Genomic DNA, 15,047 nt, shown 5'->3' with positions numbered 1-15,047 from the left:
TGCACATTTTTGGTGGTTACCACAAACCAGTTAATCAGTTGAAGCCAAAGCCCCAACAAACCAAAAGGTCCGTCGTCTCCAGGATGCACAGACTGTAGCGCCATAACGCCGCCCGCGCATCCCTTCCTACTGATCAACAATGTCAAAGAACTTCGAGGGAAAACCTCGTCCCGGCCAGTCCGCGTCGCCCTAGTAACCAGCGCCGCACCCCGTCGGTGGAGGCGGGTTATAGGCACCTATCGCCAACCTGTAAACACCTTTTTGTAGAAAAAATCACGTTTGTGGCGTTTTTTCTCAAAAACAAGATAAATCAACTACTTAGCAAACCGCATCAATCAACCCTTACGCATAGCCCGGCCCGATGAGTGACCGACAGTTGATAACCACCCCAAACCCCGATGCAGCCCACACACGGACAGAGCAAAAAACGCCGCCATTTCAGGGCGCCACCCCATAAAGCAGTGTTGATATGACGGCTATTTGCATACAATCAGCAATGGATGCGGCCTGGTTTAACCGCTTTGCGCCATATCATGTCGCCAAAGACATAAAGGCAAGATCATGCCGGTTAAGGTGTTTGCCTTATAAAAAATGCTGCAATACGGCGGATATGTCTGAAAAAGACTGAATTTAGCGATTGTGAACCTTTATTTTACCCGACAACTTGATTATGCAAGGTGTTAGAGTATGCCGATTGGGATGAGGAACAGGAAAACATGATCAAATTACGACATGGCATATATAGTGTGGCGTTGGTGGCTTCGCTGGTATTAGGCGGATGCGAGAACCTGTCACATATGGCATCTGGTTCCTCGGCCAAGGCGACCAGTAGCCAGGACAGCAGCAATGGCGGATCAGCCGCATCGCCATCATTCAACAAATTCACCGACATTCCGATGCCGTCCAATTCGACCGTGGATATGGATCGCAGCATCATTTTCGGGGCTTCAGATGCCTGGACCGGGCGGCTGGCGTTAAATTCGCGCGGCACCCCGGCGCAGATGTATGATTTTTACGAACGCGAAATGCCCAATTTTGGCTGGAGCAAGGTCACGGTGGTGCGTGCCGATGTGAGCGTACTGGTTTATGACCGCGAAAGCCGGGTTGCCACCATCAAGCTGACCGGCGGATCGTTTAGCGGATCGACCGTTGATATTACGGTATCCCCCAAGGGATAAACCGCGATACGCCATCGCCGACCAGATGAGACAAAAAGGGCCACTTTCCACATTCGGGAAAGTGGCCCTTTGTTGTGTTGACGGTTTGAACGTCAGCGCGTTCCAAACAGGCGGTCGCCCGCATCGCCAAGGCCCGGCACGATATAGGCCTTTTCGTTGAGTTTTTCATCAAGACCCGCGGTATAGACCGGGACATCGGGATGGGCTTTTTGAAAAACGCGCACGCCTTCAGGGGCGGCAACCAGCGCCATAAAGCGAATATCGCAATCCTTGACACCGTATTTGTTCAAGACATCCACAGCCGCAACAGCCGAATTACCGGTGGCCAGCATCGGGTCGACCAGAATAAAGGTCCGGCCTTCGACTTCGGGCAACTTCACCAGATATTCGATCGGCAGGTGGGTTTCGGGATCGCGATACATACCGATATGGCCAATCCGGGCCGAAGGCATGAGTTCGATCAGACCATCGGCCATGCCCAGCCCGGCGCGCAAAATCGGCACGACAGCCAGTTTGCGCCCGTGGATCATCGGTGCATTCATTTTGCAGATCGGGGTCTGGATTTCCTCGTAGCTGACTGGCAATTCGCGGGTGATTTCATACCCCATCAACAAGGCGATTTCACGCAGAAGCTGGCGAAAGGTTTTGGTCGATGTGTCGACCTTGCGCATATGCGTCAGCTTATGCTGGATCAGCGGATGTTCGAGAATGTGAAGATTGGGAAATTCGTTTTGATTGCTCATGATACTGCCAGCCATCCTCAATTACACTGCTACGCTGCGCCGAAATTTAATGGAGTGTCCCCTAAAGGGTTTGCCCCGCGAAGGCAAGCCCGTTGGCCCAACTGTTGCGCCAGCATGCCGCATATTCCCCGTAAAATGCAAACGCCGATGTCAATCACCGGCGTTTGCTTTGTCAGACAAGATAAAAATGTCCGGCACATGCCAGATCAGTCGATTGTTTTATCATTTGGCTCGGCGCGGACGGGAAAGCCATCAATCCCGGTGTCTTTTTTAACTTTTTCGGCCCCGGTTCGCGCCGTTGTGGCATCAGGATACGCACCGACCCGCACATAATACCAGGCACCATCGTTACTGCCGCGCTCAACCACGGCAACTTCCAGGCCCTTTTTGCGCAATTCTTCTGCCCGCTGACGGGCATTGGCATCAACCTTGAACGCACCAACCTGAATTGAATAGGGCATATTCTTGCTTCCCGGTTCACGATGAAGGGCCGCAGATGCCGCTGTTTCGCTGGCAGCGGGTTTGGCGGGGGTGGGTGTTTTGGCTGCTGTGTCGGTCTGGCTTGCGGGTTTGGGCGGTTTGGAATCCTTGCGTATTTCCGGTGCCGCCGGTTTGGCGGGACCGGCTTTTGTGTTTTGCGGGGTCGGGTTCGAGGTCGTGGCAGGGGTCGTCGCAGCGCCACTGTTGTCAGTACCCGCAGCCGTATCGGTCGTGCCCTTTTGAGGGGGCTGCATATCGCCCATATCGGGAACATCGGGAACGTTGACGTCAGTATCGCCATCCGTTTCGCTGGTACTTTTCTCGGCAATCAGATCCCCGACCGGGTCGACGCCTTGCGCGGCCTCGCCCCGCGGTGCCGCCATTGATGGCATATCGCCCGTGGGAGCATTTTGCTCGGCAGCCCCACCAGCACCGGCCATCGGGTCGGTTTGTTCCAGGTTTTTCGGGGTAATGTCGGTTTGAACACGCGGCGCCGAATTTTGCGCCAGCAGTTCCATTTGCCCGTTCCCGGCGGCATTTTCGCTGGTTTGGGGCGCATCAGGCCCCATGAACAAACCGGCCCCCACCAGCATACCGCCAAAAAACAGTACCAGGCCCAGCATGCAGGCCCCGGTTATAAGCCCCAACAATGTTTTGCGATCCATGTCTGCTATTGTCCTGTTAATGGTAGAATATGGCGGTAACGAAGCGTGGTCCTGCGGGGCCGAAAGCGGCCTTGCACCTTGTGACCCGGAATGTTGTTTACCCTGCCCGTAGAAAAAGGCTGGCAATGGCGCCTTTGGCGGCCGCCCGTCTGAATCTTTACTGGAATGTTCGGGTTCATTCTCGGCCACTTTTTTGCGCCTTGTTCAAATTCATGTCGTGTCCGGCCAGCGATAAAACCGCGGCTAAGCGTATTTCTAACCGCAAGGCGGTTTAAAAAACACTTAAATGCCGACGAATTCGCCAAAATTCGCAGCATAAAACCAAACATAAACCTGAATATGGCAAAAAATAAGGGCTGGCATTGAGCCCGGCTTTGTCCCGCACAAAGATCCGGATGCCAGCCCCTCGAGTGAGAGAGATCGACCTTCGGGGAGAGAGTTCCCGAAGAAGGACTTCCAGATACGCCATGTTGTCTGGAAGCCGTGTCACCAACGGATGTCCCGTTGGCCAGTGACAAGGACAGTCATAACCAACCCGGATTATAATTGCAAACGATTATCACACACATTCGCAATTATTTTTAATCTCCCCCTAACCCAGCCGAATTTGCCGCAAACACCTAATACGTGCATGACAGTTTTATAAACCTCAAACAATCGCATTCGCGCGGCTTAGCGGGCTTTCCAGCCTATCGGGAAAATTACGCAAGAAACGTCAGAACTGTTGTCTTTATGTGTCAGCTCTGCTTGGATTGTTTGAAATGCGTCCAGAAGGGCGCAACGGGAGGTCACAATTAATACAGATATAAAAATCCAAGTGACTGAGGAGGGTGTTGGATGAAGGGAGTCAAGGCCGTGAATACGGCTGCGGGGAGCAAGAGCGCAAGCATATTTACATTGCGCCGTATCCTCTTGGTAATTGGCCTTTTATTGTCGGGTGCAGTGGCGTGGATGCTGTTGTGGACTGGCGACAATTACCGCAATTTTGCCGTTGAAACGCTGAACAATTCGGTCAGCAGCACGGTGAATTTTTTCGTTCGATCACGGGTCATTAATGACTACGCGAACCGAATCACCCCTGTAACCAATGACTGGTCACGCACGACACGGCTGGTTAAGGCGCTACAGGACAACAATGTCGACAACATTAAAACGGAACTTACATTCTTTTCCAATGCCAGTCAGGTGACACAAGGGGAGATCAACCTGATTGAAACAATCGCCTATGACAGCAACTTTAACAAAGTTGCCGCCTCAGACGGTGGTAGTGGCGAAAGTGTTGCCGATGACCCTGCCTTAAGCGAGATGCTGAAATCACGCGACAAGGCAGAAGCCCGCAAAGCAGTTTCCTATATCTGGCATATGAGCGACGGCCGCCCGGTTTTCAGCATGATCTTGCCAATTGGCGGCTTCAAGGCCGTTGGCTTTCTGGAAGTTGTCACCGACCCGCTGCCGATTTTGCAAGGCATGGGAACTGTGTTGGGCGGCGATTTCCGGATTATTGGCAATGACGGACAGGTTCTGTTTGAAAGCCTGGAAAATGACGGAGAAACCGAAGACACGGCCCCGGCAGATGCCCAAACCGACACCGATGCCGCACAAAATAACGAAACAGAAAATGACCAGAAAACGCATCAGCGGGCATCTGTCGATGTAAATATTGGCAATGGTCGGGGTGGCCAGTGGGCCAAGGCAACATTTACCCGCGACATTACCGATTTTTATGCCCGCACCGGTGAACTTCGCAATTTGTCGGTTGAGCTTCTGGTCGCGGTTTTGGCTGTCGGCTGGGTTGCGGGCTGGTTGTTGTTACGCCTGACGGTATTTCGGAACTTGCGCGGCTTTGCCCGCGCCATGACATCGATTGCCGAAGGCGATACCAGTGTTCGTTTGCCCAAGGTTGGCAATGATGAAATTGGCGAAATGCGCAAAGCCCTGGTGCAATTGCGTGAATCTGTACGTCAGGCCATGATCTTGCAAAACATGGTCGAAAATACGCCAACCATGACCGCGCTGATGTCACCCAAAGGCGATTTGACCTATCTGAATGCCAGCGCCAAACAATATCTTGGCGGGGATACCAATGATGTCAAAGAGGACTTCCTTGCCCTGGGGCCGGACTTTCAACGCAAATTGCGCAACCCCGACAATTTGCCGTTTGAATCTGTCTTGCAGTCGGGAAAGGACCATCTCGATGTTCTGGCCGCACCGGTACGCGACAAGGATGACGAACTTGTTGGCACCATGCTGGCCTGGAACAATGTAACCGAACGCGAAGAAAGCCGCATTGCCATTCAGGAACTGGTGATCGAGGTGGAAAACGTTGCCCGTTCGGTCACCCAACAGTCTGAAATGCTGCTGGAGCTGGCAAAAAACCTGACCCATCAGTCAGAAGAAACCATTACCCAGTCGGGCACGGCACTTGATGTATCGCGCGATGCAGCCAGCAACACCCAAAATGTGGCAACGGCGGTTGAGGAACTTTCATCCTCGATTGCCGAGATTAACCGCCAGGCAGGCGATGCAAGTTCGGTGACGGAACGTGCGCGTTCGGAAGCCGAGGAATCGCAACGCAATATCGTATCGCTGGAAAATGCCAGTTCGGAAATCGGATCGATTATTGATCTGATTAACGACATTGCCCATCGCACCAAATTGCTGTCGCTTAATGCCACAATCGAGGCTGAGCGTGCCGGTGAATTGGGCAAGGGTTTTGCCGTGGTCGCCAACGAGGTAAAATCGCTGGCCGATCAAACGGCAAATGCCACGGGCAAAATTGGCGATCTGACCGGTGCCATTCAAACCGAAGTGAAAAAAGCCGCCCGCTCGATCAGCACGGTTGGCGAAGTTATTCATCAGGTTAATGACATTCAAAACACCATTACCAGTTCGGTTGATGAACAACGCCGTGCCACCAGTGAAATTTCGGAAAACGTTCAGCGCATCGCACAGGGTGCGGGAACGATGGATGAAATGATCCGGTTTGTGAATGGCGGGGCGCAAAATACCGGCAAAACTGCCTATGACCTTAACAGCGCCAGCCATGAACTTTCGCAAATGGCAAAGAGCCTGTCAGACCGGATGGCCGCCTTTAGCTCGCGGGTGAAAATCGGCGACTAAACCTTCCGGCCTTCTGATCAAAAAACAAAGCGGAGCCGATCCTGTCGGCTCCGCTTTTATATTTGGGAATGGCCTGCCCTTCAGGCCAACAATCGCTTATTCCGCAACGGATTTGCTGGCGATTTCATAAAGATCGCGCGACAGGTTTTCCTTGGCCAGAATGCGGTTTAACTCGGCCTTCATTTTTGCCGCCCTGCCCTCGTCAAACTTGCGCCATTTGCCCAATGGTGCCGCCAAACGGGCAGCGACCTGCGGGTTAAGGTCATCAAGTTCCATCAAACGATCAGCATAAAACCTGTACCCGCTGCCGTCTGCGACATGGAAATTGCGCTGATTGGCCATGGCAAACGCCCCGACCAGCGCACGCACCTTGTTGGGGTTGCGCATGGTAAAGGCCGGGTGATCCATCAGCTTTTTGACCTGTGCCAGCGTATCGGTGCGCGAGGACATCGCCTGAAGCGAGAACCATTTATCAATCACAACGGTATTGCTGGCAAAGCGGCTTTCAAAATCGGCCAAGGCTTCGTCGCGTCCCGGGTGATCCTGATCGTTTAGAACCATCAGGGCCGTCATGCGGTCGGTCATGTTATCGGCTGTGCGGTATTGCTCCAATGCCAGATCAACAAACACGCTTTCGCCGGTAGCCGCGAGATAAGACAAGGCAACAGAGCGCAGCGCGCGTTGCCCGGCGGAGGTGGCATCGGGGCTATAGGCATCGTTCGAGGCGTTGTTGCGATAGGCTGCTTCAAATTCGTCTTGCAACGACAAGCCAATTTTGCGGCGCATCGCCTGACGCACCTGATAAATCGCTTCGGGGTCTGCCGGTTGCAGTTGTTCCGACAACATGGCTTCACCAGGCAGGATCATTGCTTGGGCGCGAAACGCCTTGTCGAGGTCGTCATTGGTCAGTGTCGCGCGCAGGGCATTACAAAACGCATCCACATCGCCAAGGGCTTCATCGGCATTGCCCGACTGGCCAAAAGCCTTGACCGCGTTAATCAGCAAATCAGAGGCGTATTTCTGGCCTGCTTCCCAACGGTTAAAGGCATCGGTGTCGTTGCCCATCAAAAATGCCAAATCGTCATGCGACGGCGTGGTGCCGACATTAACCGGAGCTGAAAAATCGCGATTAAACGAAACAACCGGTTCTTGCGCAATATCCTCAAACAGGAATTCCTGCTTGCCCAGCGTCAGATCGATGGTTTGCGCCAAAAGCTCGTCCCCGTCGCGGCCCAGCAAACCAATCTTGATCGGCATTTGCAAATCAGACTTGATCACCTGGCCCGGTGTCGGTTCGGTTTTCTGTTCGATGGTCAGACGATAGGTCTGTTGTTTGGCATCATATTCGCCATTCCACACCAGATTAGGCGTGCCCGATTGCGAATACCACAACCGGAACTGGTCGAAATTAACCCCATTGGCGTCTTCCATGGCGCGGACAAAATCATCACACGTCACCGCCTGCCCGTCATGGCGTTCAAAATAAAGGTCGATACCCTTGCGATAGCCCTTGGTGCCCAGCAAGGTGTGCATCATACGGATGACCTCGGCACCTTTTTGATAGACCGTGGCAGTATAAAAATTGTTGATTTCCATATAGCTGTCGGGCCGCACGGGGTGGGCCAGCGGGCCGCCATCTTCGGGGAACTGCCCGGCACGCAGGCGCTGAACATCTTTTATGCGCTGCACCGGACGGGAGCGTTCGTCAGACGAAAATTCCTGATCGCGGAAAACCGTCAGCCCTTCTTTTAACGACAACTGGAACCAGTCACGGCAGGTCACACGGTTGCCCGACCAGTTATGGAAATATTCGTGGGCGACAATCGATTCAATCAGTTCAAAATCGGTATCGGTCGCGGTATCGGATTTGGCGAGAATGTATTTGGCGTTAAAAACATTCAGGCTTTTGTTTTCCATCGCGCCCATATTGAAATCCGACACGGCAACGATGTTAAACAGGTCGAGATCATATTCCAGACCATAAACGTCTTCGTCCCATTTCATGGCGCGTTTAAGCGAATCCATCGCGTAATCGCAGCTGTCTTCATTGCCATGTTCGACAAAAATGCGCAGGGCAACATCGCGCCCGGTCATGGTGTTAAAGCTGTCTTCAACACAGGCAAGATCACCGGCAACCAGCGCAAACAGATAACAGGGCTTGGGAAACGGGTCATCCCACACGGCCTGATGGCGGCCATCGTCCAGATCCGTGCTGGAAACCAGATTACCGTTAGATAGCAAAACCGGGCAGCTATCCCTGGGTGCGTTGATGGTGACACGGTAGGTTGCCATCACATCGGGCCGGTCCTGAAAATAGGTAATCCGGCGGAACCCTTCGGCTTCGCACTGGGTGCAATAGGCACTTTGCGATACATACAGGCCTTCAAGGCGGGTATTGTTAACCGGCGAGATACGGGTTTGAATTTCAACAACAAACTGATCAGACGGGGCGTTGAATTTCAGCGACGTCGCATCAACCTGATAGTCGCTTGCGGCCAGCGCTGTGCCATCAATGGCAACCGACAATAATTTCATGTCCTCGCCGTCCAGCACCACCTGGTCCCCGGCACCCGTGGCGCGATCTGGATTCGCTTTAAACGAAAGCCGCGATGTCACGGTTGTCGCCTCGCGATCAAGGTCAAAAACCAGTTCTACGGTTTCGATCAAAAAAGCCGGCGCGGTATAATCCTCGCGGCGAATCACTTGGGGCTGTTCTGACATGAAATGGTCCTTTTCCTTGTTCTTTCGCATTGTTAGCGCAGATCACGCACCGCAATCAACATGCGCGGCCCAATACGATTGCAACTGTTTCGCCCCCACAAATAGCGCGGATTGCGCATACCCACAAATGCAGAGTTTACGTGGCGGCAATTACACGTCATAATCATAAATGGTGGCGCGAGGGGGGCCGAAGTTTCACATTCGTGGGGCGAAGGTGTTCTTTGGTTTCCCTCACTCCTTTCCGGTGTCGCACCCAAAAACAAGAACCCTGCAGGACAGAAAGTGACGCGAAAGCGCAATGAACCAATTGTGGGTGAGCCCGCGGCACGGTTTTATTTTTACTGTTTCTGGGGATCGTTCGCCTATGACAACCGGTTTTCACATCCTGATTGCAGACGACCATCCGCTTATGCGGGGTGCCCTGTCGCATGCTGTTTCATCCGAACTAACCGATATTACCATCCATGAAGCTGGCAGCCTTGGCGGGGCCATTGCCACGATTGAGGATTGCCGCAAGCAAGGCCGTGACATTGATCTGGTATTGCTGGATTTGCACATGCCCGGCATGAACGGCTTTACCGGCCTGTTTACCCTGCGCGCCTCTTACCCCGATATTCCCGTAACCATCGTTTCTGCCAGTCAGGATATGCCGGTTGTGCGCCGCGCCATTGAATATGGTGCCGCTGCTTTTGTGCCCAAATCATCGCCGGTTGAACAAATTGGCGCGGCCATGCGCGCGGTGCTGGATGGTGAAATGTGGATGCCCGACTGGGCCCGTGACGCGATTGAAAATTCACCGGAAAAAGACGCCAACACAGACATCGCGGCCAAAATAAGCCAGTTAACCCCGCAACAATTGCGCGTTTTAAACATGCTGACCGAGGGCAAGCTGAACAAGCAAATCGCCTATGAACTTGATGTTACCGAAGCCACTATCAAGGCCCATGTTTCGGCCATTTTGCGCAAATTATCGGTTCATAGCCGCACCCAGGCGGTCATTGTGGCGCGCGAACTGCTATTACAGGAACCCGCACTGGACGCCTGAAATGCTTTTGCGGCTGGTTCAGTGCAGCCGCGCGCAAGCAAACAATCGCTGCAACATAAAATCATCATCGCCCGGCAATGCCCGTGTTAACCGCCCCCGGGCAGCGCAGGCGCGCGCCGCCGCGCCAGAGACACCCGAACGGCGACAGGCCGTTTTCAGGATAGCTTCTGGTCGGCTTGCTCGGACGGCGGGGACTGCGAACGCGACAACAGCCAAAACAACAGCACCCAAGCCGCGCCAAGTGTCCATCCCGCCAAAACATCAGTCGGCCAGTGGACGCCGAGATAAAGGCGGCTTAAACCGATAAACAATGTCATGAAAACGCCAACCGCCATCACAAACACACGCACTCGCCGTTGCTTTTCTGTGCGCGCCACCAATGTCCCCAATGTTAAATAGGTAATGGCGGAAAGCATGGCATGGGCGCTGGGAAAGCTCAGCGAATGCACGGTTACCAGATGCGGCACAATGTCTGGCCGGGCACGGTCAAAGCCGATTTTCAAAAGCTCTTCAAACACGGCCCCCAACCCGACCGACAGCACCACCAGCAATGCCGCCCGGCGATGGCCCGCGACCAGCAAATAAGCCACCACAATTAATGTAAACAGCGTTAAGACGGCAACGCCCCCCAACGCGGTAATGTCGCGCACAACGCCTAACAACCACGCAGGCCCAATCGGCTGCGACAAATCATTGCCATTGCGCATAAAAAGCAGGATCGCCTTGTCGAACGCCCCGCTTTCCTGATTGAAAACATCCTCAACCAGTTTGCCAAACAGCAATAAAAACCCGGCAATCGCAGCGATACAGGCCAGTATTTGCGGTTCAAACGGGGTTTTCCGGCGAATGGTATCGCACATGTTTCGGGCAATTTTACGCAAAGACGGCATCCCTGTTTAATATATCCACGTCCCGCCGCATCATGTTGCGACGATTATTCAAACGCTTGGATCAAGGGTTTGTGCCCAAAAGAAGGCATAGAACATCAGGGCCGAAACCAGATGGACCGCGCGCCGACCTTTGCGTAACACCGGGCTGGTTGTTCCCCACACCAAAACAACCATATTGCTGGTATGTGTGCTGTTGCCACACCGCAGGATTATTCGTTGCGCACAAATGACCGTGTCATCACCGCGCGCAATTTGGCAGGGCGCAGCGGTTTGTTCAGCAAAACAAAGGATTGTGCATGGACCAGCTCTGCCGTTTCCGGGCTTCTATCGGCTGTAATCACAACACCGGGCACCACAAGCCCATTGTTATCGCGCAGGCGGCACAACACGTCCAGCCCGGTTTCCCCGGCACTTAAATGGTAATCGGCCAGAATAACATCGGGCACGAAGGGTGTTATTGTGCTGTCGCCCGGGTTTAACAGGGCTTTGGCATCGGCACCGGAGCGCGCGGTTGCCACCACACAATCCCAGTTTTCCAGCATGGCACGCATACCATCGAGAATGTCGGGTTCGTTATCTATGCACAATACCCGCACCCCGCCCAACTCGCCAGCAAGGCGGCGGCGCGGGGTAGGAACCAGCGTTTCGGGGGCCGCGATGCCCAGCGGCACATCAACCGAAAACACGGTGCCAAAGCCAGGGCGCGAACGCACCGATATGGGATGGTCGAGTTTGCGGCCCAGCCGGTCAACAATGGCAAGGCCAAGGCCCAACCCCTTTACGTCGGCATTTTCCGGGCTTTCAAGACGGTGAAATTCGCGAAAGATGATTTTCAGTTTATCCACCGGAATGCCCGGTCCGCTGTCCCAGACCTCGATCCGTAAAACATCCCCGCGCAAACGACAGCCGACAACGGTACCGCCCTTGCGGGTATAGCGCAGTGCGTTGGAAATGAAATTTTGCAAGATGCGGCGCAACAGGCGGCTGTCGCTGCGCACCCAGATATCACGCGGGAACACCGAAAACCGCAATCCGGCCTGTTGTGCGATCGGGGTGAATTCGGTTTTAAGGATATTAAGAACCTTGGAAATCGGGAAATCCTGCAAGCTGGGTTGCATGGCCCCGGCATCAAGTTTGCAAATGTCCAAAAGTTCATTAAGCAGTTCTTCCACACCTCTAAGCGACAAATCCACCTTGCCGACCAGATCGGCGGCGTCATCGGGCAAAGTGCGCCCACCAAGGGCCACGGTAAACAGGCGGGCGGCGTTTAAGGGTTGCAACAAATCGTGGCTGGCGGCGGCAAAAAAGCGGGTTTTTGTGTCGTTTGCGGTTTCGGCCTGTTCCTTGGCAACGGAAAGCTCGCTATTTAGCGTTTCAAGCGCACGGGTGCGGTCTACCACCCGTTCTTCCAGGCTTTCATTGGCTTCTTTCAGGGCCTGTTCGGCCAAGCGGCGTTCGGTAATGTCGTGGTAAATACAAAAATAGCCCAGCACCTCGCCCGTTTCATCAAAATGCGGAATATAGGTGCCTTCAGCAAAGCGTTCTTCGCTAAAACCTTCCATCGGCGGAAAGTCGATTTCAAAATTTTGACGATAGCCTTTTAAAACCTCGGCAATCATCGGGGCCAACCGTTGATAGCGCGTTTCGCCCACCGCCTCGGCCACGGTCAGGCCGTGGGCGGCGGCACGGCGCAGGCCAAACATGCGTTCATAGGGGCGGTTGGTAAAACGCAACCGCTGATTTCTATCGGCATAGGCAATCATAACCGGAATATTATCGGTATAAATACGAATGTTCCGTTCGCTTTCGCGCAGGGCATCTTCGGTACGGACCCGTGCCGTAATATCGGCAATGGTGGCAACAAAACCGCCATCGGGCATGGGATTGGTACGAATTTCAAGCACCATGCCGTCGTTGCGTTTGCGTTCATAGGTGTGGGGCAAACGGCGCATTTGCGGTGCTGCATTGCGGCCCAACAATATATCCAGATCAACCGCACGCGCCCCGGTCGCATGGCGACAGGTTTCCACCAGATGCGATAACGGCATGGTCACCTGAATATCCGCCGGGGCAATACCCAAAAGGTCAATAAAACGGTGGTTCCAGGTGGCCAGGCGCAAATCATGGTCAAACACGCCCACCCCTTGCGAGATATTTTCCAGGGTATTAAGCAGTAAATCGCGGTTAAACTTGATCGCCTCGGAGGCTTCATCGAGCAGTTCCATCGCATCGCGGCGCGATACGGCCTTGTCGGGCAAAAGCAGCGCCATCACCACCCGCGAGGATGCCGCACCGACGGCACCGCTCAGCAAATGTTCGGTGAAACTGGCCGCGTCAATATCGGCAAGGTCGCCCTGCCCGGCATTATCATTTCGCCGCGCCAGATAACTGCGAAAGGCCCGTTCGGCCCATTGCGCGCCCAAAAACCGCGCGGCCAACCCTTCAAGGTCGCCAATGCTTACCCGGCCCGGCCAAATGTCATTGCGCGCCTGTGCCGGGCTGCGCCCGACATCAACAAACAGTTGGGCTTGCCTGCGCTGGGTCACACCCTGAATACCGGTGGCAGAGCCGATAAAAAGCAAAAGGATATTGGTGCCAAGGCTCCAGATCACGCCATGGGTTAGCGGGTCCATCGGCAAACCAAACAGGGCCTGGGGTTTTAAAAATGCCAGCCCCAACGGCCCGTCAACCAGGATTTGTTGGGGTAAAAAGCCGCTTTGCACAAAGGATGGCAACAAAAGCGTGTAACACCAAAGCGCAAACCCGCCGACCAGCCCCCAGCGCACGCCGGTGCGGTTAACCGATTTCAAATACAAGGCGGCGAGCAAGGCCGGGGCAAATTGCGCCACAGCAGCAAAGGACAACATGCCAATATCGGCCAGCGCGTATTTTTCGCTTAAAAATCGGTAAAAGCCATAGGCCAGAAACATCAGGACCAGAACCGCCACCCGGCGAATTTTAAGCACAAGCTGGCTGACATCCCCCGTCGCCTTGTCGCGCAAACGTGGCAGGCGCAGCAAAACCGGCATCACCAGATCGTTACAAACCATGGTGGAAACCGCCACGCATGACACAATCACCATGCCGGTACTGGCCGACAGCCCGCCAACAAACGCCACCAGCGCCAAGCCATTTTGCCCGCCCAGCAATGGCAAGGTTAACACGAAGGTATCGGGGTTTACCGCCGATTGGCCGTCAAACAGCAACAGCCCGGCAACAGCGATGGGTACCACAAACAGGTTAATGGCGACCAGATACGCCGGAAACAGCCAGCGTGCCGTTTTTAAATTACGGCTGTCGTCATTTTCAACAAAGGTAACGTGGAACTGGCGCGGCAGACAGATAATGGCAAACATACCAATCAGCGAGCCGACAAAAAAGTGCGGGGTCAGCCAGCTTTGCGGTTCAAACAGGGCGGTGATATCGGCCCGGCTGGTGGCATGATGCGCCAAATCGCCAATGCCATTAAACAGGCCGAAAACCACAAACAAACCAACGGCCAAAAGCGCAACCAGCTTGACCGTGCTTTCAAAGGCTATGGCCAGAATAAGGCCGTCATGATGTTCGGAGGCGTGAATATAACGCACCCCGAACAGCACCCCGAACACTGCCATTAATATGGTAACGTAAAACGCGGTATCCTTGGTGAAATTGGCCGCACTGTGGCGTACCACATCTTCGCCCAGCGGACCGATCAGGACATCAAACGACGTTGAAACGGCCTTTAGCTGCAAGGCGATATAGGCCAGAATGCCAACCATGGCGATCACGGCAACAAGGGCAGCCAGACTTTGGCTTTTGCCATAGCGCGAGCCTAAAAAATCGGCAATCGAGGTGATGTTTTGTGCCCGGCACACCGTCGAAATTTTGACCATCACCGGATAGCCCGCCAGCATCATCACAATCGGGCCGATATAAATTGGCAAAAAGGCAAAGCCATGCAGTGCTGCCGTGCCGACCGAGCCAAAAAACGTCCAGCTGGTACAATAAACCGCCATCGAAAGCGCATAAATAACCGGCTTGACCCGCGAGGAGCGCCAGGATTTGGCATATCGGTCGCCATAATGGGCAATCGCAAACAAAAGGCCGATATAGGCCATCGCAACAATAAAGATCAAACCACCCTGAAGCATATTGTCGCGTTATCCCTGTTCACCACCCGATATGTCGGGTGCCCTGCATTCTTTCCCGGTTTAGACTATACC

At 54.0% G+C, this 15,047-nt stretch carries 8 protein-coding genes; 3 read left to right on the top strand and 5 right to left on the bottom strand.

The window, feature by feature from the left end; translation table 11 throughout:
• Positions 1 to 716: 716 nt before the first annotated feature.
• Positions 717 to 1,178, top strand: a complete 462-nt coding sequence (locus TMES_RS15865) for a hypothetical protein (RefSeq protein WP_245835480.1) — start codon at positions 717 to 719, stop codon at positions 1,176 to 1,178.
• Between the two features lie 92 nt (positions 1,179 to 1,270).
• On the opposite strand, the gene upp is transcribed toward TMES_RS15865, so the two are convergent.
• Entirely contained in the window at positions 1,271 to 1,921 is a 651-nt protein-coding gene (upp, locus tag TMES_RS15860) for a uracil phosphoribosyltransferase (RefSeq protein WP_085584264.1), read from the bottom strand.
• A gap of 206 nt (positions 1,922 to 2,127) precedes the next feature.
• Complete coding sequence (locus tag TMES_RS15855) at positions 2,128 to 3,066, bottom strand: SPOR domain-containing protein (protein WP_085584262.1); 939 nt, start codon at positions 3,064 to 3,066, stop codon at positions 2,128 to 2,130.
• Between the two features lie 951 nt (positions 3,067 to 4,017).
• Between TMES_RS15855 and TMES_RS15850 the strand changes: the two genes are divergently transcribed.
• The gene (locus TMES_RS15850) at positions 4,018 to 6,186 is read left to right on the top strand and encodes a methyl-accepting chemotaxis protein (protein WP_085584310.1); all 2,169 of its coding nucleotides are present in this window, start codon (positions 4,018 to 4,020) and stop codon (positions 6,184 to 6,186) included.
• Positions 6,187 to 6,282: 96 nt separating this feature from the next.
• On the opposite strand, the gene pepN is transcribed toward TMES_RS15850, so the two are convergent.
• Positions 6,283 to 8,907, bottom strand: a complete 2,625-nt coding sequence (gene pepN, locus TMES_RS15845; RefSeq protein ID WP_085584260.1) for an aminopeptidase N — start codon at positions 8,905 to 8,907, stop codon at positions 6,283 to 6,285.
• Between the two features lie 364 nt (positions 8,908 to 9,271).
• Here pepN and TMES_RS15840 point away from each other — a divergent pair, with 364 nt between their 5' ends.
• Entirely contained in the window at positions 9,272 to 9,952 is a 681-nt protein-coding gene (locus TMES_RS15840; RefSeq protein WP_085584308.1) for a response regulator, read from the top strand.
• Between the two features lie 155 nt (positions 9,953 to 10,107).
• Here the strand turns inward: TMES_RS15840 and TMES_RS15835 are convergent, their stop codons facing one another.
• Positions 10,108 to 10,833 carry a phosphatase PAP2 family protein gene (locus tag TMES_RS15835; protein WP_211275933.1) on the bottom strand — a complete coding sequence of 242 codons (726 nt, stop codon included), beginning with the start codon at positions 10,831 to 10,833 and terminating at the stop codon, positions 10,108 to 10,110.
• Positions 10,834 to 11,051: 218 nt separating this feature from the next.
• Entirely contained in the window at positions 11,052 to 14,975 is a 3,924-nt protein-coding gene (locus tag TMES_RS15830) for a NahK/ErcS family hybrid sensor histidine kinase/response regulator (protein ID WP_085584258.1), read from the bottom strand.
• Between the last annotated feature and the right edge of the window lie 72 nt (positions 14,976 to 15,047).

Source organism: Thalassospira mesophila (assembly GCF_002115755.1).
Taxonomy (GTDB): Bacteria; Pseudomonadota; Alphaproteobacteria; order Rhodospirillales; family Thalassospiraceae; genus Thalassospira; species Thalassospira mesophila.
The sequence above is the reverse complement of the archived record's forward strand: the minus strand, read 5'-3'. Positions and strand labels throughout refer to the sequence as shown.

What these genes read in the sequence shown, in the direction of transcription:
- TMES_RS15865 (WP_245835480.1), top strand. Translation starts at nt 717, where the DNA reads ATGATCAAATTACGACATGGCATATATAGTGTGGCGTTGGTGGCTTCG.
- upp (WP_085584264.1), bottom strand. Translation starts at nt 1,921, where the DNA reads ATGAGCAATCAAAACGAATTTCCCAATCTTCACATTCTCGAACATCCG.
- TMES_RS15855 (WP_085584262.1), bottom strand. Translation starts at nt 3,066, where the DNA reads ATGGATCGCAAAACATTGTTGGGGCTTATAACCGGGGCCTGCATGCTG.
- TMES_RS15850 (WP_085584310.1), top strand. Translation starts at nt 4,018, where the DNA reads ATGCTGTTGTGGACTGGCGACAATTACCGCAATTTTGCCGTTGAAACG.
- pepN (WP_085584260.1), bottom strand. Translation starts at nt 8,907, where the DNA reads ATGTCAGAACAGCCCCAAGTGATTCGCCGCGAGGATTATACCGCGCCG.
- TMES_RS15840 (WP_085584308.1), top strand. Translation starts at nt 9,272, where the DNA reads ATGACAACCGGTTTTCACATCCTGATTGCAGACGACCATCCGCTTATG.
- TMES_RS15830 (WP_085584258.1), bottom strand. Translation starts at nt 14,975, where the DNA reads ATGCTTCAGGGTGGTTTGATCTTTATTGTTGCGATGGCCTATATCGGC.